Origin of the sequence: Herminiimonas glaciei (assembly GCF_042664955.1) — a bacterium.
GTDB lineage: Bacteria > Pseudomonadota > Gammaproteobacteria > Burkholderiales > Burkholderiaceae_D > Oxalicibacterium > Oxalicibacterium glaciei.
Map to the genome: position 1 here is coordinate 1046177 of NZ_JBHTBU010000002.1, position 20874 is coordinate 1067050.

General features: G+C 53.5%; 18 protein-coding genes. 14 read left to right on the forward strand and 4 right to left on the reverse strand.

What is annotated here, in order from left to right; all coding sequences use genetic code 11:
- Nucleotides 1-8: 8 nt before the first annotated feature.
- From ACFQPC_RS15875 to ACFQPC_RS15890, 4 genes are all read left to right on the forward strand, one after another.
- Nucleotides 9-698: a response regulator gene (locus ACFQPC_RS15875; protein WP_382272812.1), complete on the forward strand. Its 690-nt coding sequence runs from the start codon at nucleotides 9-11 to the stop codon at nucleotides 696-698.
- On the forward strand, nucleotides 673-2085 hold the full coding sequence (locus tag ACFQPC_RS15880) for a sensor histidine kinase (protein ID WP_382272813.1): 1413 nt from the start codon (nucleotides 673-675) through the stop codon (nucleotides 2083-2085). The genes ACFQPC_RS15875 and ACFQPC_RS15880 overlap by 26 nt, the downstream gene beginning before the upstream one ends.
- Before the next feature lie 131 nt (nucleotides 2086-2216).
- Nucleotides 2217-2909, forward strand: coding sequence for a TerC family protein (locus ACFQPC_RS15885; protein WP_382272814.1), 693 nt, complete (start codon nucleotides 2217-2219; stop codon nucleotides 2907-2909).
- Nucleotides 2910-2936: 27 nt separating this feature from the next.
- Complete coding sequence (locus tag ACFQPC_RS15890) at nucleotides 2937-3365, forward strand: universal stress protein (protein WP_382272815.1); 429 nt, start codon at nucleotides 2937-2939, stop codon at nucleotides 3363-3365.
- A gap of 268 nt (nucleotides 3366-3633) precedes the next feature.
- On the opposite strand, the gene ACFQPC_RS15895 is transcribed toward ACFQPC_RS15890, so the two are convergent.
- A complete protein-coding gene (locus tag ACFQPC_RS15895) occupies nucleotides 3634-4959 on the reverse strand; it encodes a hypothetical protein (protein ID WP_382272816.1) in 1326 nt (441 codons plus the stop codon).
- 20 nt (nucleotides 4960-4979) lie between these two features.
- Entirely contained in the window at nucleotides 4980-5222 is a 243-nt protein-coding gene (locus tag ACFQPC_RS15900; protein ID WP_382272817.1) for a hypothetical protein, read from the reverse strand.
- 387 nt (nucleotides 5223-5609) lie between these two features.
- On the opposite strand from ACFQPC_RS15900, the gene ACFQPC_RS15905 reads away from it, so the two are divergent.
- From ACFQPC_RS15905 to ggt (ACFQPC_RS15935), 7 genes are all read left to right on the forward strand, one after another.
- The gene (locus ACFQPC_RS15905; protein WP_382272818.1) at nucleotides 5610-7016 is read left to right on the forward strand and encodes a patatin-like phospholipase family protein; all 1407 of its coding nucleotides are present in this window, start codon (nucleotides 5610-5612) and stop codon (nucleotides 7014-7016) included.
- A 42-nt stretch (nucleotides 7017-7058) separates the two neighbouring features.
- Nucleotides 7059-8123 (forward strand): PAS domain-containing sensor histidine kinase, encoded by a 1065-nt coding sequence (locus ACFQPC_RS15910; RefSeq protein WP_382272819.1) that lies wholly within the window; start codon nucleotides 7059-7061, stop codon nucleotides 8121-8123.
- Nucleotides 8120-8764, forward strand: a complete 645-nt coding sequence (locus ACFQPC_RS15915; RefSeq protein WP_382272820.1) for a response regulator — start codon at nucleotides 8120-8122, stop codon at nucleotides 8762-8764. Before ACFQPC_RS15910 ends, ACFQPC_RS15915 begins: the two co-directional genes overlap by 4 nt.
- A gap of 108 nt (nucleotides 8765-8872) precedes the next feature.
- Entirely contained in the window at nucleotides 8873-10465 is a 1593-nt protein-coding gene (gene ggt, locus ACFQPC_RS15920; protein WP_382272821.1) for a gamma-glutamyltransferase, read from the forward strand.
- A 30-nt stretch (nucleotides 10466-10495) separates the two neighbouring features.
- Nucleotides 10496-11806, forward strand: coding sequence for an amidohydrolase family protein (locus ACFQPC_RS15925; RefSeq protein ID WP_382272822.1), 1311 nt, complete (start codon nucleotides 10496-10498; stop codon nucleotides 11804-11806).
- 31 nt (nucleotides 11807-11837) lie between these two features.
- Nucleotides 11838-12389, forward strand: coding sequence for a DUF1097 domain-containing protein (locus ACFQPC_RS15930; RefSeq protein ID WP_382272823.1), 552 nt, complete (start codon nucleotides 11838-11840; stop codon nucleotides 12387-12389).
- 201 nt (nucleotides 12390-12590) lie between these two features.
- Nucleotides 12591-14285 carry a gamma-glutamyltransferase gene (gene ggt, locus ACFQPC_RS15935; protein ID WP_382272824.1) on the forward strand — a complete coding sequence of 565 codons (1695 nt, stop codon included), beginning with the start codon at nucleotides 12591-12593 and terminating at the stop codon, nucleotides 14283-14285.
- A gap of 150 nt (nucleotides 14286-14435) precedes the next feature.
- On the opposite strand, the gene ACFQPC_RS15940 is transcribed toward ggt (ACFQPC_RS15935), so the two are convergent.
- Entirely contained in the window at nucleotides 14436-14654 is a 219-nt protein-coding gene (locus tag ACFQPC_RS15940) for a hypothetical protein (protein ID WP_382272825.1), read from the reverse strand.
- 302 nt (nucleotides 14655-14956) lie between these two features.
- Between ACFQPC_RS15940 and ACFQPC_RS15945 the strand changes: the two genes are divergently transcribed.
- Together ACFQPC_RS15945 and ACFQPC_RS15950 are read left to right on the forward strand one after the other, a co-directional pair.
- The gene (locus ACFQPC_RS15945) at nucleotides 14957-16825 is read left to right on the forward strand and encodes a hypothetical protein (RefSeq protein ID WP_382272826.1); all 1869 of its coding nucleotides are present in this window, start codon (nucleotides 14957-14959) and stop codon (nucleotides 16823-16825) included.
- A 37-nt stretch (nucleotides 16826-16862) separates the two neighbouring features.
- Nucleotides 16863-18212: a surface lipoprotein assembly modifier gene (locus tag ACFQPC_RS15950; protein WP_382272827.1), complete on the forward strand. Its 1350-nt coding sequence runs from the start codon at nucleotides 16863-16865 to the stop codon at nucleotides 18210-18212.
- A gap of 6 nt (nucleotides 18213-18218) precedes the next feature.
- Here the strand turns inward: ACFQPC_RS15950 and ACFQPC_RS15955 are convergent, their stop codons facing one another.
- Nucleotides 18219-18830: a response regulator gene (locus tag ACFQPC_RS15955; RefSeq protein WP_382272828.1), complete on the reverse strand. Its 612-nt coding sequence runs from the start codon at nucleotides 18828-18830 to the stop codon at nucleotides 18219-18221.
- 124 nt (nucleotides 18831-18954) lie between these two features.
- Between ACFQPC_RS15955 and ACFQPC_RS15960 the strand changes: the two genes are divergently transcribed.
- Nucleotides 18955-20721, forward strand: coding sequence for a hybrid sensor histidine kinase/response regulator (locus tag ACFQPC_RS15960; protein ID WP_382272829.1), 1767 nt, complete (start codon nucleotides 18955-18957; stop codon nucleotides 20719-20721).
- The last annotated feature ends 153 nt before the right edge of the window (nucleotides 20722-20874 follow it).

Sequence of the window (20874 nt, forward strand, 5' to 3'; positions counted from 1 at the left end):
AAGCTTACATGCGTATTTTGATCGTCGAAGATGATGCGGTATTGGCTGCTGCGCTGACCCGGGCGCTGACCCAGGCCGGTTACTCGGTCGACCATGTCGATAATGGCGAGGATGCGCACCGCGCATTAGGTAACGATGTATACGCATTGTTGCTGCTGGATATCTCCTTGCCAAAAATGGATGGTTTGGCCGTGTTGCGTCGTTTGCGTGAACGCAAGTCGCGCCTGCCGGTGCTGATCCTGACTGCGCGCGATACGCTGGATGACAGGGTGGCCGGACTGGACCTGGGCGCCGACGATTACATGACCAAACCATTCGACCTGCCGGAGTTTGAGGCGCGGGTCAGGGCCCTGATACGGCGCGGGCAGTTCGATGCAGGCAAGACGCTGACGCACGGTGGTTTGCGTTTCGATCTCGAAGCGCATCGCCTGTTTTACAACGAACAGCCGGTAGAGCTTTCAGTGCGTGAACTGGCGGTGTTTGAAGTATTGCTGTCGCGCCAGGGGCAGGTCGTCACCAAGGAACAAATGATAGATCGCCTGTTTGGCTGGGGTGATGACGGTGGCAGTAATGCGATTGAAGTGTATGTGCACCGCACCCGCAAGAAGCTGGAACCCTACAATATCAACATCCGTACCGTGCGCGGCATGGGTTATCTGCTGGAAAAATCCGGTGAAGCCGAACGCCAGGAACAATAAACTCAATCCCAGCCTGCGCAGCCGCCTGCTGCGCCTGGTACTGGTACCACTCTCCTTTATCCTCCTGATCGATATCGTCGGCAGCTATTTTGTCGTGCGCCATGTCGCCAATGATGTGTACGACGTCGAGTTGAATGAAATCGCGCGCGAGATGTTGCTGCACGTGACGCGCAAGGGCGGGCAACTGGGTTTTGACCTGTCGCCGGATGCGGAGCGGACCCTGTTGCTGGATAAGGAAGACCAGGTGTATTACGCGATCCATACGACAGACGGCAAGTTGATTGCCGGTGATCCCAGCCTGCCGGCCCGGCCGGCGATTAAAAGTGGCAAGGAAACCGCCTACTACGACGGCATCTTGCAGGGACAGGATGTACGCATCGCGCTGTTGCGCGGCAAGCCATTGCTGGAGCCGCCGGCAGAGGCGGTGATGATCCAGATTGCGGAAACACAGATCAAACGTGACAGGCATGAGCGCGCCTTGCTGATCCAATTGATCCTGCCGCAGGTTTTGTTGATCCTTATCGCAGGCATACTTATCTGGCGTGGCGTCGCACACGGTTTGTCACCCCTGCGAAAATTGCAGCAGGAGCTGGCGATGCGCTCGCATCTGGATCTCAGTCCTATCGCCGCCGACAATGTGCCGGGTGAGGTCGAACCGCTGGTCGGTGCGGTCAATGATTTGATGACACGTGTCGATGGGGTGCTGGGTTTCCAGGGGCGCTTCATTGCCGATACCGCGCATCAGTTGCGTACCCCGGTGGCAGGTTTGAAAGCGCATGCCGAGCTGGCTTTGCGTGAAACCGATCCGGTCCAGGTCAAACGTGCACTCGGGCATCTTTATACGAGCGCCGAACGCTTGTCGCGCCTGGTTTCACAGTTGCTGTCCCTGGCGCGCAATGAACCGAATAATGTTGCCGCCAATTTTGCTCCTTTTGATTTGAATCAACTTGCCTTGCGCACCGCGCAGGATTGGGTGCCGCTGGCTTACAAGAAGCAGATCGACCTGGGATTTGAAACTGCCGAGCAAACAGTGCTGCTGAACGGTGAAGCGGCGCGCGTCACCGAAATGATCAATAATCTGGTCGACAATGCGATCCGCTATACACCATCCGGTGGCCGCGTGACGGTACGGGTGCACAAGGATGAGGAAGGCGCGCACCTGGTTGTCAGTGATGACGGCACGCGGATTCCTATCGATGAGCGGCAGCGTATTTTTGAACGCTTCCATCGCTTGCTCGGCAATCACGAAGAAGGTAGCGGCCTTGGCCTGGCGATCGTGCATGAGATCGCAACCCTGCACAATGCGCGGATTACACTGGAAGACGATATCGACGGTGTCGGCAATACGTTTACCGTGACTTTCCCTGACACGCCGGTGAGCGCCTAACTGGTTTTGTTTGCAACTGTAAGGATTTTGTAATATTCGCGAAAGCTGCCTGTAATGTTCGCGAAAGTACAGCGTAAGCGCTGATCTCTACTATGGAATTGCTTTCACAATAACCATAAACGGAGACAGAAATGCTAGCAACGCTAAGTGATTCGACCATGTGGGTGGCGCTCTTCCAGATCGTCATCATCAACATCCTTTTGAGTGGCGACAATGCGGTGATCATTGCATTGGCCTGTCGTTCGCTCCCTCCCAAAGACCAGAGGAATGCCTTCCTGATCGGTACGGTTGCGATCGTCTTGCTGATGACCGGCCTGACCGCAGTCGCATCCTACCTGCTTACTATTCCTTACGTCGAAGTGGTCGGTGCCATCCTGCTGCTGTGGATAGGTATCAAGCTGCTGATACCGGAAGATGAAGACGCCGAACTGAACGCCAGCGATAATTTCTGGGGTGCGGTTAAAACCATCATCATCGCCGACATTGTGATGAGCCTCGACAACGTACTCGGCATGGCTGGTGCTGCGAATGGCCATATGGGCTTGCTGTTCGTCGGTATGGTCATCACCATTCCATTGATCCTGTTCGGTAGCGCGATGCTGATGCGCCTGATGGAACGCTTCCCTATCATCGTTACGCTGGGCGCAGGTTTGCTCGGCTACGTTGCCGGTGAAATGGCGGTGGAAGATCCGGCCCTCAAGGGTTTCATCGCGAATGCGCACTATCTGGAAATTGCGCTACCCATCCTCGGTGTGTTGATCGTCATCGGCTTTGGCAAATTGCTTGCCTCGCGCCAGACACCAGCGCTGTCTACCGAAGCCTGATTACTGCCCATATCGAGGAGACTACAAATGAATACCGTCCTGGTTCCAATCAATGACAGTAGCGATATCGAATGTGCGATCAAACATGTGATCGAGCGTTATCGCACGCAGCCGGTCACCCTGTTCCTGTTGAATGTGCAAATGCCTATTTCAAAATTCGTCACACGTTTTGTCGGGCGTCGGCAGATCGATGAATTCCATCAGGAAAACGGCATGCAAATCCTGCAGCCGATGATAGAGAAGCTGGACGCCGCCGGTATCCCGCATCAGGAACGTATCGTGATCGGACACAAGGCAGAAAGCATCGCACAATTCGCACGCGAGCATCACTGCGACCAGATCGTGGTGCCCAAGCATCAAAGTATTTTTGAGAATATAGGCCTCGGTTCGGTCGGTAGCCAGTTGCGCCAGCTCATAGGTCGTGACGGCCGTTGCGATATCAGCGAGGTGTATTAACCCCGGATGCGCTGCCGGCAATAGCGGCGGCGCAGGAAACGAGTGTGTATCGAGATCAGTCCTCAAGCTGAATCTCTTGGCCCGGCCTTTGGTCGGGCCTTTTTTATTGTTGGTATTAATTTAATAGATCGCTTATTAATACCGGATTTTCTTCGATTGCACTTGGCATGCCGGGACGGCGGCAACTTACGTTTCTTACTTGGACGAGAAACGTAAAAAAGAAGGCGATCGCACAGCCCGCCTGGTATCCGCTTTCGACTCGAACACCTTACAAATTTTGAGTTGCGGTAATGACTCGCTGTTTTCCGAAGAAGGATTGCGGTGGAAAATATCTAATGTAATCAAACGCCCGTTTGCGGGTCGTTACTATCTCCTCTGTTTCATCAAGCCAGATGTCAGCTTGTTTTTTCTGGGCCGGGTGCATGCCGAAAAGCCACTGCTTGTCCGTTACATCTTTAAGTGGGACAACAAACTCTTCGTAAGCACACAATGCCGCAAACGCACGGAGAAATTTCTCTGTGGCGGTATATTCGGAATAGCGAGCCAACTCGATGGCTTTTATAAATAGATCTCGCGCTATCTTGGGTTTTCCTGTGAATACTGCCATTCTGGCCTGGAATGAATAGAGGTGATATTTGCCACGGCCATCATAGGCATCCACGATATCTTCAAATTCTTGCAAGCTTTTCAGTGCCAACTCATAGTCGCCATCTTTCCTTGCGGCTTGGGTACACAAGAGTTCATTTAAAATTAGATAACTTGGTGGAACCTCGGTGTCCAGGATGGCCTGGTTGCTCATATCGATGAAAGTGGCCCTCGCCGAGTCTTTGTCGTATCCTTTACCCACGCCTGCGGCGATTTCCTTCTTAAATTCGCTATCGCAATTATCCAGAACGATGGCAATCCAGAACCATAGTCCGTAAAGCGGATTTCCCTCCAATCCATATGCCTCGCGAATTTCCGGATAAGAATCTCTTCGGGGGGCGTGTTTTCCGCTTTCCCATCGATACATTTTTTTCCCGAATTCGTCGAATTCGGATATGCCAACCCTCTTTGCTGCATTTTGAATATCGAGCTTTTCCAATCTTCGAATCCAGCGGAGACATCTCCCTACCAGATTGGGTTTGGCAGGATCGTCTACGAATTTTCGCAAGAATCCTATACCCCATCGCTGTTCTAGCCAAGCCAAGGTCACCGCGATACGCTGTGCAAAGTAGAAACATCTGAGGTTGGAAACAACCTGAGTTTTCTTGAGAACCGCCGCCGAGATCCCGAGTACGTAAAGTTCGACATAGTCGGCCATAATTTTTGCGAGCCGTTCCCTTATTGAGGATGCGATTTCAGGAGATGTCCATTGCTCCCCCAATTTCTCTTCCAGTTCTTTCAGTACATCGGGTAGCCCTTGTGTTTTCGCGGTGACTGAGTCGTCTAGATGGGATAGGTCAAAGAGACGTCGCTTTCCATCACGAAGCTGCTTTACATCGGTGTAAAGTTTGCTTTCCTTTGGCACTAACTGGCTAGCCTTGATGAACCCGAATATCAAGGATTCAACGGACGGGTAGCCCCACAGATAAATTTCTTTTTTGACTTTCATACAATAGATATTCCCGGGGCTTACGCCTTCTTTTCAGAAACACGCTTCATAACATGTGCTGTAAGAGAGCTTTTTTCAACCTTGCCTCCATTGATGATGGCCTCGTGCGCATGGATTCGCTTCTGGGCGCTGATTGTCCACGGTGTTTTGGTTTTTTGCGAAGGATTACCGCTTGGCTCTTTCACGGCTTTGCTAGGGGAGACCGCAATTTGCGGTTTGGCTTTTAACTTGGATTGCTGGGCGGGCTTTTTATTGATGTTCACAATGACTCTCCTTATCGTAAATTTGCCAAATGATTTAGGCAACGAAAATATAGTGAAAGTCAGTTCTTCTGTGTACCGGCAAATCGGGGAACAAAATTTCCGAACAAGCTTATCGGGCCGTGTTTGCTGTTACTGGCTTTTGAAAGTCCGGGTTTTTCAAAGCACGAGTATTTCGCTCGGGAATAACACGCTGTGTCCGGTGATCCGACCTACCAAGAAATAAAGTAGTCTCGGTACTAAGAGCTTTGGCAGCTAAAGGCTGCCCTCAATCCACTTGCTTGGTACAAGCCTGACTACCAGCCGTATCCCCCGATATAATGCGGATCATCCCCCTGCGCGATCATGCCGGGTGTCCCGGTATTCCCAGCCAAGCAATGCGTAAAAATAATGATAACTAAACGTTCCCGCCTGTGGTGTACGGCGTCCTTACTTGCAATGACCGCCTTATTGGCCGGTTGTGGCAGCCTGGTCCAGTACAACATCAATGAGCCACTGACCGAATACAAGCCGGGTCACGGTTACACAGTCAAGTCGATCGACCTGGCGCCGGGCGACAGCAAAATCTTTATGGTGGTGCTGTTTTCCGGTGGCGGTGCGCGCTCGGCGGCCTTGGGCTATGGCGTACTGGAAGAGCTGGCGCGCAATAAATTTATTAAAGATGGCAAGAGCAGGCGTTTGTTCGACGAAGTCGACCTGGTGTATGGCGTATCCGGCGGCTCGATACTGGCGGCCTATTACGGCTTGCATGGCGAGGATGTGTTCCCGAGTTTTAATGATCGTTTCCTGAACCTGGACTTCCAGGACAAGATAGTCAGCCGCATCATTTCCTTTTCGAACCAGTGGCGCCTGACTTCGCCGCGTTTTGGTCGCTCGGATTTGCTGGAAGAACAATTGGATGAAGTCCTGTTCGATAAGCGGACTTTTGCCGACCTGGCCAGCAAGAAACGCAAGGGACCATTGACCATCATCAGTGCGACCGATATGTCTTCCGGCGCACGCTTCGATTTTATCCAGGAAACCTTTGATTTCCTGTGTTCGGACTTGAATCGCTTCCCGATTTCCCGTGCCGTTGCAGCGTCCAGTGCCGTGCCTTTGTTGTTTTCGCCTGTCACCCTGTGGAACTACGCCGGTACTTGCGACTTCCACGTTCCAGATGTCTTGCTTGCGGCTGCTGACAATAAGAACCGCGGGCGTATCGCAGCGGTTTCACGGACCCGGGCGCAAGAGTTGTTCAGCTATCTGGATCCAATTAAACGGCCGTATATCCACTTGCTGGACGGTGGCTTGTCCGACAATCTCAGTATACGCAGCATCCTGGATATGGAGGCATTGGTCGGCAGCGAAGAAGTGCGGCAGGATTTTCGCCTGGATGAAATGGAAAAGCTGGTACTGGTGGTCGTAAATGCACAAAATAATCCGGAAAATACGATAGACCAGAGCGCTGATGTACCTGGTTTTCGTGATGTGATTCGCGCGATCAGTGATATTCCGATTGCGCGCTATACCCAGGAAACCGAGTTGGCGATGCAATCATCGATAGAGCGCTGGCAGGAAGCCGGACGACTGCGGGCGGAGCAAAATCATACGAAAGCGCCATCTGTCTACTACATCAATGTATCGTTGAAGAATATGACGAACGAAGAAGAGCGGATGGACTTGTTGAATGTGCCGACTTCCTTGTACCTGCCGAAGAAAACTGTCCGGGAGTTAAGGTCGGCAGCGACGACATTGATGCATGAATCGCCGGAATTCCAGCGCTTGCTGAAAGATCTTGCTGTGCAAGGCGGCAACTGAGCTGCATACTCATGACTATGAAATCGGTAAACGAGGCGCACGATGAGCAAGGATGATGAATTGCAAAAAGCAATCCTGAACAATATTCCCGACCAGGCTTGGTTGAAGGATAAGGATTCGCGTTACATCCTCGTGAATGAAGCATTTGTCGCTGCCTGTCGCCTGCCGGAAAGCGAAATCCTGCACAAGACGCCGGCCGAGGTGTGGCCGGAAGAGTGGGGCAATGTCTATATCGATACCGACAAGCGCGTCATGGAGCAGGGCGAACGCCTGCGCTATGAAGAATGGCGCCATACCGAAGACGGGACCCTGCGCTGGTACGACACGATCAAGACACCGATCCGTAATGAGCAGGGTGAAGTGATAGGTACCACCGGCATTTCACGCGATATCACCGACCGCAAAATGGCGGAACAGGAATTGCTGGCATCGCGTACCCAGTTGCGAGAATTGTCGGCTTACCTGCAAGTAGTGCGGGAAGAAGAACGTACGCGTATTTCACGTGAACTGCATGATGAGCTGGGTCAATCGCTGACCGCTATCCGCATCGGCCTGAGCGTGATCGAAACCCAGCACGGGATGCAGGACGATGAATGGCTCAAGAGTGTTTCCGGTTTAAAGAAAATTGCCGATTCGACCGTAGAGTCGGTACAACGCATCGCGGCTGATTTACGCCCGTTGATCCTGGATGAGCTGGGTTTGTTGCCGGCGATGGACTGGTTGCTGGAATCTTTTTCCGAGCGCAGTGCGATCGCATATGAGTTGAGTTTACCGTCGACACCGCTGGCTTTCAGCCGTGAAGCCAGCACTGCCATTTTCCGCATACTGCAGGAGTCGTTGACGAATGTCAGCCGGCATAGCCAGGCTACGCTGGTAGGTGTGGCGCTGAAAGAAACAAAAGATTTCATTACGCTGAAAATTACTGATAATGGCAAGGGCATAGACAGTTCCGTGTCGCGCCATGACAGCCTGGGTTTGCTCGGCATGCGTGAACGTGCTTTCATGCTGGGTGGCAAGCTGAAGATCCAGAGTCGTGCCGGTTCCGGTACCAGTATCGAAGTGCGTATTCCAAAGACCAATGCCGCGCATGCGGGGGAAAGAAAATGATTCAAATATTGATTGCCGATGATCACGCCATCATTCGTGACGGCCTGAAGCAAATCATTTCTTTCGTGTCGAATATGGCGGTGGCCGGTGAGGCATCGAACGGCGAAGAGGTATTGCAGAAACTGCGTTCCCTGCAAGTCGATGTGCTGGTACTGGATATGTCGATGCCGGGCAAAAGCGGGATCGCGCTGATCCAGCAAATCAATGCAATCAAGCCGGACTTGCCCATCCTGGTGCTGAGCATGCATCAGGAAAGCCAGTACGCGGTGCAGGCGATGCGCGCCGGTGCTTCCGGCTATATTACAAAAAATACGGCATCCAGCCAGCTGATCGAAGGCATCCGCAAGGTGGCGGAGGGCGGCACCTTTGTTTCGCCGGAAATTTCAGCCAAGCTGATCAAGCAATTGCACAAGCCGGAAACCGACTTGCCGCATACCAAGCTGACGGCGCGTGAATTCCAGATTTTCAGCATGCTGGTCGAAGGGCATTCAGTCAACGATATTGCAAAAATATTATCTCTCAGCAATAAAACCATCAGCACCCATAAAGCGGCGGTTTTACAAAAAATGGAAGCTTCCACCACTGCCAGCCTCGTGTATTACGCTTTGAAACACGGCTTGATCAATGAGGGGTACGATTGATCCGTGGGCTCTAGGAAAATCCCTAGATTCGAATCAGGCAATCCCGATTCCCTCCCGGGCAATTGATCCCTATGCTCATCTTCCATGAACCCGATTCCTGGAGAAATGATGAGAACCACCCGCCCAGTCAGTTATGCCGAACACGGCATGGTCGCCACCGCCCATTACCTGGCGACCGGTGCGGCACTGGATGTGCTGAAAGAAGGCGGAACCGCGGTGGACGCGGCAATCTGTGCAGCCGCCACCATGAGCGTCGTGTTGCCGCACATGATAGGCATAGGCGGTGATGCATTCTGGATGATCCACGACGCCAAATCCAATACCCTGTCCGCGCTGAACGGCAGCGGCACCTGCGGCAAAGACATCACACTGGACACTTACCGCGGCATGGATGCGATTCCGAACCGTGGTCCGCAATCGGCGATCACCGTGCCGGGCGCTATCGATAGCTGGGCCTTGGCCCATGAGCGTTTCGGTACCATGCCGCTGACGCGCTTGCTGGCACCGGCAATCCGCTATGCCAGCGAAGGTGTGGCCGTGACCCAGGATATCAGCCGCTGGATCAGCGACGATACCGAAGATTTCCGCAAAGACCCTGGCTCGGCCGGCATCTTCCTGAAGAACGGCAATGCCTATCAACCCGGCGAACGCCTGCAACAACCGGCTTTGGCCAAGACCCTGGAAAACATCGCGCAGCACGGTCCGCGTTACTTTTACGAAGAAACGGCAAAATCGATCGTGTCTTACCTGAAGAGCCAGGACGGTTTGTTGACGGTTGAAGACTTCCAGAACTATCACGCCAAGTGGGTTAAACCGATCTCTACCAATTATCGCGGTTTCCAGGCTTTCCAGGTACCGCCACCGTCGCAAGGTATTGCGGGCCTGATGATCCTTAATTTCCTGAACGGTATCGACCTGTCAGGGCTGGATGCCAATTCGCCCGAGTACTACAACGCGATGATCCAGGCGATCAAATGGGCTTTCAACAAGCGCGACCAGTACCTGACCGATCCCGAGTTCTCGGATATTCCAATTGAGAAATTGCTCGACCCGGCACTGGCGAATGCCGAACGTGCAGAGTGGCTGGCCGATACCAAACGGACGCATGAAAACCGTCCGGGCGGCAGCGACACAACCTTTATCAGCATTGCCGATAAATACGGTAATGCAGTCGGCCTGGTGCAGAGCCTGTACTTCGACTTCGGCTCTTGCGTGACTGACCCGGGTTCCGGCGTCTTGATGCAAAACCGCGGCGCGTTTTTCTCGCTGAACCCCGAGCATCCGAATGTACTCAAACCAGGTAAGCAAAGTGCATCGACACTGATGTCGGGCATGCTGTTCAAGGATGGCAAGCCTTACATGGTGTACGGCACGCAAGGCGGCGAAGTGCAGCCGCAGACGCAGACATCAGTCGCTACCCGTGTGGTCGACTTTGGTTTGAATGTGCAGGAAGCAATCGACGCACCGCGCGTGCTGTATGGCCGTTCATGGGGTGACACCTCGAATAAATTATTGCTGGAATCGGCGGCACCGGAAGCGACCTTTGACGCATTGCGCGAACAGGGGCATCCGGTGGAGCCGGCCCAGTGGCCGTTCCCACGCATGGGTACGGCGCAGGCGATTCGTTTGCCGGGACCATGGTCCCCGTTCTTTGAAGGCGGAGCAGATCCACGCGGCGAAGGGATTGCATTAGGTTTTTAGTTGTTTCATCCAGAGGAGATGGTTATGGAGATGGACTTGTTAATACACAATGTACGCGTGTGGGATGACAAACCACTGATGGACATTGGTATCAAGGATGGGAAGATTGCTGCCATAGAAGAAGGTCTTGAAGCCTCGGCAAAAGAAGCAATCGATGCAGAAGGTCGTGCCGTTATTCCGGGCATGGTCGAGCCGCATATGCATTTGGAAAAAGCTTTCTTGCACCGCCGCTTGCCGCCGGTGCTGGGCACGCTGGAAGAAGCGATCCGTGTCACCGGTATCCTGAAAAGCAAACAGGAACGCAAGGATGTACTCGATCGTTCGCGCCAGGTATTGGATATGGCCGTAAAGAACGGTACCGTCGCCTTGCGTGCGCATCCGGACGTGGATTTGATCCAGGGCCTGATCGGTGTGGAAACACTGGTCGAGCTGCGCGACGAATACAAAGACCTGATGGATATCCAGATCGTTGCTTTTCCACAGGAAGGCATCATCAAATCACCGGGCACGACCGACCTGATGGAAAAATCCATGCAGCTGGGTGCCGACGTGGTCGGTGGCTGTCCATACAACGAGCTGACCTGGGAAGACACCAAGCGTCATATCGACATCGTGTTCGATATGGCTGCCAAGCATGATGCTCCTATCGATCTGCATGCGGATTTTTCCGACGATGCCAGCGATCAGCGTTTTGCCGCTACCGCTTACGTCGCGCAAAAAACCATAGATACCGGCTATCAGGGCCGTGTCTCGATGGGGCACGTAACCAGCCTTGGTTCACTTGATCCGGATGAGTTGAAACCGATCATTGAATTGTTGCGCAAAGCCGATATCAGCATCGTTACCTTGCCTGCGACCGATCTCTATCTCGGTGGCCGCAACGATACCAAGAATCGCCGTCGTGGTTTGACGCCGGTACGTTCGCTGCATGAAGCAGGTGTCAACGTCGCCTACTCGTCGAACAATATCCGTAATGCCTTCACACCTTTCGGTAAAGCCGACATGCTGGTGATCGGCAATATGCTGGCGCATGCGGTGTCCTTCGGTACCCCTGCACACCAGGCTGCGATCCTCGAGATGGGTACGACCAATGCTGCGCGCTCTATCGGCATCGGCGCCAATTACGGTGTCGCGGTAGGCAAGCAGGCAGATCTGGTGATCCTCGATACCTACCAGGTTGCTGATGCATTGCTCGATATCCCGGCCCGCTCATGGGTGATCAAACGCGGCAAGATCACAGTCGTCACCCATCACAAAGCGGAAATCCATCGCCACGGCTGTTGCGGCGCGCAGGACCATGGCGCCAAAGGCCATGTCTGCGAAACCGCTGCAGCGAAATAATTATTTTTAATTTATAAATCAGGAGACAAACATGAAAAAGCCACCACACGCAGTTGTTGCATCATTGCTCGCAGTTACCACCGTCCTCATGGTCCAGTTGCCATGGCACTTGCCGGTCTGGGCAATCTTTATCAGCTGGGCAGGTACGTTTGCGATGGGCGGCCCGACCGCTTCCAACTTGAAGCGCATCTGGCCGACCTTGCCTATCGGTTCGATTACCGGCTTCCTGGTCGTCACCGGTTTCGGTATTGCAGCGAAGAATTTCTCCGGGACCAATCTGGTTATCGCAGAGATGGTCATCCTGTTCTTCCTGAACACCGGCATGATCATGCTGGCACGTGTACCTGGCCTCAACTTCGTGCCAGGCATGTTCTTCGGTTTCGCGACCTTCTTTGCCACCATGTTTGGCGGCTTCGGTCCTACCCCGAAGGATCCATTGTCCGCGCTGGGCATAGCGATCCTGATGAATGCGATTGGTCCTGTGTATGCATGGATCACCGCTAACTTCTCGCATCGTCATGTACCGCTGGAAAACACCTTCCCGCAAGCCAAGCAAGGGCAGCAGGCACAGCACAAAGTTTAATTCTGTTGATCAGAACGCCACCCCTTCAGATTGAACCGGGTGGCGTTTTCTTATGTCCACGCAGCATCAAAGCTTGCTATGGTATAGCTGCTTGTACCGTTGTATGCATTGCCCGGAAAGGCGAGCTCGCATCAATTGCTGTGGGGTTTGTTGTTGGTGCGTGTCTTGCCTCAGTTATAAAAAACTAAAAGGAGAAGACACATGAAAAACAAAAATTTTCACGATATGACGAGAAGAGACTTTTTATCGGCTTCAGGTGCAATGGCACTGAGTTCGATTGCGCCCATGTCGATGGCGCTGGAAGCCAGGCCGAAGAGTGTGCTGGCTACCTCAACCAAGGGTATGGTCACCAGCCCGCATGAGCTGGCTACCAATGCCGGCCTGGAAGTATTGAAATCCGGCGGCAATGCGATTGAAGCTGCGATTGCCATCGCCAGCTGCCTGAGTGTCACCTATCCGCATTTCGCCAGCTTTGGCGGCGATGCTTTCATGATCATCAGCGATCGCAATGGCAAGGTGCGGACCCTGTCCGGCATCGGCCAGGCACCTGGTGTACTGCCGCAATACAGCGGCGCAATCCCGGTACGTGGCCCCGGCTCCATGCTGACGACTGCCGCCAATGTGGATACGCTCGGCAAAGCCTTCGACATCAGCAAGAATGAACTGGCCGGTACCAAGAGCTGGGCAGAATTGCTGAAGCCGGCGATCGGCTTTGCGCGCAATGGTTTCCCGGTCTCGCCTTCAGAGCGCTTCTGGATGGATTTCCGGCAAAAGGAAATGGCCGACCTGCCGGCCCTCGCCAGCAACTTCATGATAGACGGCAAGGTGCCGGAAGTCGGGCAAATGTTCAAGCAGCAGCAACTGGCCGATACGCTGGAAATGCTGGCGGTACGCGGTTACCGCGATTTCTATGACGGCAAGCTGGCGGAACGCATCGCCAAAGGTTTGAAAGAAGCGGGTTCACCACTGACTGCAGCCGACCTGGCAAAAACCCAGGCACGTATAGAGCCGCCTTTGCGCGTCGCTTATCGCGGTGGTGTCTTGCTGGCCAACCAGCCGCCTACCCAGGGCATCACGACACTGGAAATCATGGGCATACTGGATCGCTTCGACCTGAAGAAAATTCCGGAAGGCAGTGCCGACTACTACCACGTCGTAGTGGAAGCGGTAAAACGCGCTTTCATCGATCGTAATCAATATGTGGCAGATCCTGAATTCGTCAACATGCCATCGGCGAAGTTGTTATCCAAGGCCAATCTCGACCAGTGGGCAGGCAGCATCAAGATGGACCAGGCGATGCCGTGGCCGCACGTCTACAAGCATGGCGACACCGTCTATATCGGCGCTACCGATTCGCAAGGTAATTCGGTCTCCATGCTGGAAACCGTGTACTTCGATTGGGGTAGCGGCGTGATGGCAGGCGATACCGGCATTCTGTGGCATAACCGTGGCGCTTCATTCAGCCTGAAGCCAGGAGTGCCGAATGTACTGGAGCCAGGTAAGCGTCCGTTCCACACCTTGAATCCGGGCATGTATCTGAAGAACGACAAACCGCACATCCTGTACGGTACCCAAGGTGCTGATGGACAGCCACAAACCTTGTCAGCCATCCTGACGCGCATGATCGATTACGGCATGGATCCGTTGACGGCCTTGTCGCGGCCACGCTTCTTATTGGGTAAAACTTTTTCGGATACCCGTGATTCGCTGAAGCTGGAAAAAGATGCGGGCGATCAGGTATTCCAGGAACTGGCACGACGTGGTCACGAGATGAGTGTGATTCCGGCACAAAGTCCATTGGCAGGTCATCCGGGTGCGATCGTGATCGATCAGAAAACCGGGACTTTCTCCGGTGCGCATGATCCGCGCAGTGACGGCAGGGCATTGGGAGTCTGATTCGGGGATACGTTCAGACACGCGTTAACAACGCGTTAAGGGACGTATCTGCTTGTATGAAGTACGCGCCCATAAAAATGCCCGATCAGTATCCGGTCTGATCGGGCAATAAAAAAGACAGGCAAGCCTGTCTTTTTTAATTACTGCGAATTACTTAGCTGCTGCAGGAGCTGCTGCTGGTGCAGCTGCTTTTGCTTTCTTAGCTTTTTTGTGTTTCTTGGCGTGTGTTTTGGTTGCTTTAGCTGGGGTTGCTGCTTCTGTTTTTGCAGCTACTGGAGCTGGAGCAGCAGCAGGTGCTGGAGCAGCGGCTTGTGCAAAAACGGTGGAGGCAAACAGACCAGCAACCAGGGCAGCGATTAATTTGTTCATTTGAGTGCTCTCTCTAAAGTATTAGGAAATTTTGCGAACTGCTTAATCAGTTCGTACGTATATAACGCCAGCCGATTAATGCGGTTGACGCATTTACACAAATATTTTGAAATCATTTTCAGAGGGAAAACCATGTGTTTTGCGTGAGGATATCGTTAAGGATTTGTGACGATTTTTGACCCGTTAAAGTCATCTGCAGCGACCTCCGACTACTGCATTTGCAGTATTTACTCCCGGCAAACCCATTGCTATTCTCGCCGCCATCAGCCGTTTCCATATACGGCGTGGCCAGGGAGAAGCACATGCAATCATTTACCTCTATATATAAGTACAGCCCGCTTACACCGGTACGGCAGTCATGGGTGCTGAGTTGTGCTGCCTCTGTCTTGTTGACACTCGTAGCCACTCATGTAGGGCCGGTACAAGCGCAAGATGTGCAAGGTATCGATGTAGATTTGGGCCGAGCCATGCAGAAGCAGCCTCCTGGACAACAAGGAGGGCAGCAGTCAGGTGGTCAGCAGACGCCGATACCTTTATCTGACAGCGCATTATTGCGTATCACGAATATGCTGAAGAATCTCACGCCTGCAGGGCGGGACATCTTGTTGAGCAAGACATATACGCCGGAGGAAAGACAGCAGATCCTGGGCTACATGCAGTCGCAGACCAAGCAGCAGGAAGTCACACCGCAACCTCAGCCGCAGGAGTTAACACTGGAGCAGCGCAGGCAATTGATGTCAGCACCGCAGTCTGAAATGACGCAGCAACAGACTGTGCCGGAAGAAGTGAAGAAAACTGAACAGCTGACAATGGAACAGCAAAAGTTGCCGCCCAAGACTTTGCAGCAGCAAGAGCAGGTTAGGGAAGAAATCAAGAAGACTGAGACGCTGACGCCAGAACAGCAGAAGCAATTGTTATTGACACAGCAGTTGGAGCAAAAAAAACAGCTCGAGCAAGTTCAACCTGAGCAGACCAAAGAACAAATCAAGCAAGTGGAGAAGCCGACGCTTGAGCAACAAAAACAATTACTGCTGACACAGCAACTGGAGAAACAAAAGCTGCTGGAAAAAACGCAACAGCAGCAATTAAAAGAAGAAATCAAACAAGTCGAAAGGCCGGTGCTGGAACAGCCAAAACAAATTTTGCAGGTTACGCAAACCGGCCTGCCCGCAACTACGCCACCTGATAGCCTTGTGCAGCAGAAGTATCAAAAGTTGCTGGAAGCAGGTGTTTTCTCCAACAGCGATGGTACGACGCCGTTTTTGGATACGACGATGACGCGTGCACAATTTGCGATGATTGCGAACAAGCTAAAGGATCTGACTGGGAACTCAGGAACGACCTTCTCTGATATACCAAGCCCGCTCTGGGGTGAGCTGACGGGGCCGCAGACTATCGGCACGATAGAGGGCGCCAGTAAACCATCTATCACGGTGATTTCCGATGACAAGAAATCGTCAGCTGATTTTCTGGAATTGCTGGCAGCATACAGCAAGGAAAAAGTAAATCAGGAAGACTTGGATAAGTTAATCACAAAACTTGGCTCCATGAATCCGACTGTTAAACCGGCTGCATCACTGTTTAACGGCGAAGTTCCCGTACTGGGCGCAATCCGGCCAGTCGAGCAGATCGTCGCTCCGCATGGTGGAGCTGTTGTGGCAACGGGTATAGCCGGCATCACAAGCGGAGGACTAGCGGCCATACAGGCGGCTTTAGCTGCTGCCATTGCCGCATCCAGCAGTGCAAACAATATTGCGCTGGCAAACGCAGTGACAGTGGGCGCTGAATATACCGTGGTCACACCGCGTGCGAATTTCCCTACTAATCTGAACGCGACTTTCAATGGCCGCATGACCGGAACCCTGAGTGATAGTTCGGCAGTCGGCGCTAACCTGACCATGAACGTCAACTTTGCCAATATAGGCAATGGCACACCGATAGGCGGCAACGTCCAGTTCGACCATAACAAAGGCAGTGCGAGCTTTAATAGTGTCGCTTACATCGGCGGATATGTTGGTGGCGGCATGAGTGGGACGTATAACGGTGCAGCCATGAACGGCTTTATCCGGAACGGACAGTTCTTTGGCCCGGCCGCTAACGCAGTCAAGGGCTCCTGGGATATGACGACCAATAGCGTAAGCGGTGGTGGTAGTTTTGCCGCTACACGTTGATCTCATGACCTTCCTTTTTTTCAAGCCTACTTCACCCATGAATCACATTTTTCGTTCGGCTGCAGCTGCATTGATGTTTTCTTCTTCCGTGGCTTACGCTGCGCCGACTGCGGCCGATAGCCGCAGTGAATTACTGGTAGCGCGTTTGATGCAGGAAAACGGCAGGGCGGATATGGCATGTGCACTGCTGGCAGATACACCCGCAAACAGTGTGGATGCTGATCGCCTGTATGTACTGGCGCGCTGCAATGCTTCCTTGCAGCGGGTCGATGCCGCGATTGCTTACTACCAGCGTGTGATTGCTTTAAGACCGGCAGATGCAAATCCGAAAGTGGAGCTTGCAGCCATCCTGGTGGCGCTGGATCGCAAGGATGAAGCGACACAACTATACAAGGCAACCCTGCCTTTGCTGCCGGCCGGACAAGTATCGACCCAGATGAGTAACCTGATCGAGCAACTGGGGAGGGATGATCCTGCCTCGTTTGCGCGCCAGGCATCAGGCAAGCCGTGGTCGCTGGAATTCTATGCAGGGCTGGTGCATGACAGCAATATCAACGGTGGGCCGGTGTCGAATATCGTGCCGGCTATCGTAGGTGGCTTTCCCGGTAATTTCATTCTGTCGCCGGATGCGATGCCACGTTCGTCTTGGGGCGCGACCGGTAGCCTGACCGGTAGTTATGTGATGCCACTGAATGAACGCTGGACAGTATTGTTCCAGGGCGTGTTGCTGGGAAATGCTTACTTCGATACTTCTGACTTCAACAATGAATACATGTCCTTGTCGGCGGCTTTCATCTATCGTGCCAAGGACTGGAGCATGAGCATACAGCCGAACATCGGTTTTTCGCGGCAGGCGAATCGCATGAATGAAACGACGCCAGGTGTGATCGCACGTTTTTCGCGCAACCTGAATCCGACCTGGTCACTGACTGGTTCGCTTGGCTACATCAACCGTACCGTGCATCTGGATCACAACAGAAACGCAGATGGTGTGCTCGGCAGTGTCGGAGTGGTCGCGCAAGTGCAGCCTGATTTACAGGCAGGTGCTGATTACAATGTGCAGCGTGAGCATGCCGATGCCGCGGTGTACTCGCGTCGCCTGGACGGACCTAGCGTTTTCGCTGCCTATCGCATCAACCCGCAATGGACGGTAGTCGGTAACTATAGTTATTCCAAGGTGAAGTATGACGAAGGCAGCTTCTTCTTCCCGGCACGCGAAGATACGCAAAAGACCGCCAGCCTGACCAGCCTGTGGGACATCAGTTCATGGGCGGGGCGCAATATGGTGGTGCGTGCGCAATATACGCAGATCGATAATCCGTCGAATATTGGTTACAGCAATTACACGCGCAATATTTTTAGCGTGGGTGTGCAGACGCAATTTTGATGATGGTCAGAGCAAGCCCTGATGCATCGCGTAACGGGTCAGTTCAACCGCATTGTGCAGCGATAGCTTGGCCATCAGGTTTTGTTTATGTTTGCGTACGGTGAAGACGCTCAGTTCCAGCGCATCGGCGATTTCCTGTGATGACTTGCCGGCGGCGACCAGTTTCAGGATTTGTTGTTCGCGCGGCGTGACCGCTTGATCTTCGTTGTCCTGAAAGTGTGTCAATGGCCCCAGCAATTTGCTGACGTAGCGTCGATCAGCCAGCACGGTCGGGATCGCTTCCAGCAATTCGCTGCTGTCTTCCAGTTTGAGCAGATAACCATCCGCGCCGGCGGCAAAAGCCTGGCGCACGCTGTTGTGATCGGTCGAACCGGTCAGGATCAGGATTTTGATATGCGGGTGGCTTTGTTTGATGCGGGTGGTGAGGGTGATGCCGTGGCAGCCGGGCAGGTCGAGGTCGAGCAGGAGCAAATCAGTCGGGGTCTGCAGCAGGAGTTCTTCTACCTGTGCGCCACTGCCGGTGTCGGCGACGATCTCCATTCCCGCGACATGTGCCAGCAGGGATCGTAATCCTTCCCGGATCAGGGTGTGATCTTCTGCGATTACGATTTTCGTCATGGCGCTGGATACAGGGATGCTGGAATAATTGCCGCTGGAACTATTGTCACATGGTAATAATAGCGAGATATTACACTGCGGGGCGGTAGCGCCCCCCATTTTCTATGTTTTGGGCGAAACATTCATGAACGATCATTCCGCGGCACCTGCTGTTGAAGCGCGCATCTTCAGCGAGCTGGTGAATGTCTTGTACCGGCAGGCGACGCCTATTTTTTTTGGCAATTTCGCGGTGGTCGTGCTGTCGGTTTACTTGCTGTGGGGTGAGCTGCCGCACAGCGTGCTATTGCCGTGGGCGGCGGCTATCTTCGTACTGACTTCTCTCCGTATCGTGATCGTGCGGCGCGACCTGCGGACCGCACATGGCCCGGATCAGGCTGCGCGGCGTGCTTGGACCTATGCCTTGTTTGCCGGATTGTCGGGTTGTCTGTGGGGTTCCATCGGCATCTTTTTCTTTACACCTGAAAGCACCGTGATTACGGTATTCATTTGTATCTTGCTGGCCGGCATGACGGGCGGCTCGGTCGCATCGCAATCTTCGTTTCCGCCTGCGTATTACGCGTTTGCCTTACCGACGGTATTGCCGTTTGCTGTGCGCTGCTTTGCTTACGGCGGTCCTCTGTTTTCGGTGCTGGCCCTGCTCTCACTGTTTTTGCTGGGCGTGAACCTGGCGTATAGCCGCAATGTGCATCGCACCGTGCGGGAAGCGGTTTCGCTGCGCTTCGAGAATACGCAACTGATCGCGCAACTGCGGCAAGAGAAGGAAAAGGCCGAATCGGCCAGCCGTTCCAAGTCGCAATTTCTTGCCGCCGCCAGCCATGATTTGCGCCAGCCTACGCATGCGCTCGGTTTATACATCGCCACCTTGCGCGCACTGTGCAATGCACCTGTGGTTCGGGCCGAAGAGGTGGGCAATATTGCTGGCAAGCTGCAGGCAGCACTGAAGGGGCTGGTGCAGTTGCTGGATGTATTGCTGGATATTTCGAAACTGGATGCCGGTGCAGTCAAGGTCAAACGTGAAGTGTTTGATTTGCAGGATTTACTGGAGACGATAGACCAGCAGTTTTCAGCCGTCGCAGTCGAGCAACGCCTGCGCTTTATTGTCAGGCCCACCGCGGTACTGGTACAAACCGACCGTGCCTTGCTGCACAGCATATTGGCGAATTTTGTATCGAATGCCTTGCGCTATACCGAGCGTGGCAAGATTCTGGTGGGGGCGCGTCGACGCGGCGCTTTTATCGAAGTGCAGGTGCTGGACACCGGCCTCGGCATTGCGGCCGAGCAATCACAATTGATCTTCAGCGAGTTTTACCAGATCGGTAATGCGGCACGGCGGCGTGAGCACGGCCTGGGCTTGGGGCTGGCCATCGTCAAGCGCACTGCTGACTTGCTGAAGCTGCGTATAGGCCTGCATTCCATCCCGGGACGCGGGTCGGTCTTTTCGGTCTGGCTGCCACTGGCACCCAAGGTGGCTGCTGTGACGACCGCGCCACTGGCAAGGTCGGGGCTTCCGGCCGCCGCGAAAAACATCCTGGTGATAGATGACGACGCCAACGTACTGGATAGCATGCGCTTACTACTGTCGTCGTGGGGGCACCAGGTGGTGGCGGTATCGTCTTTAGGCGAGGCCTTGCAGGCAGTGAAGGCTTATCAGGGGGCGTCCGGGATGGCGTTTGACATGATTTTGAGCGACTTCCGCCTGGCGGAGAACGTCAGCGGTATCGATGTGGTGCAGGCGGTCCGACAGGCCAGCGGCTATCAGATCCCGGCGGTGGTGATCACCGGCGACACCTCAGTGGAGAGTATCAGCAGTATTGCCCAGGCGAATTTACGTATCCTGCATAAGCCCCTGGCGCCGGAGATGTTGCAGGAAGTGTTGCGTGATTTGCACTGATTTTCGCTTTTCCCCGTCAAATCCACCTATAAAATTCGTATTCATCTGCAAACAACGTTTAAAGTAGTTCGAGCCGTCATGGTATTCGCTTGGTAATAAAGAAATTTTTCACAAAAAGAAATCTTTCCATAAAACTATTAAAGCACCAGTGCA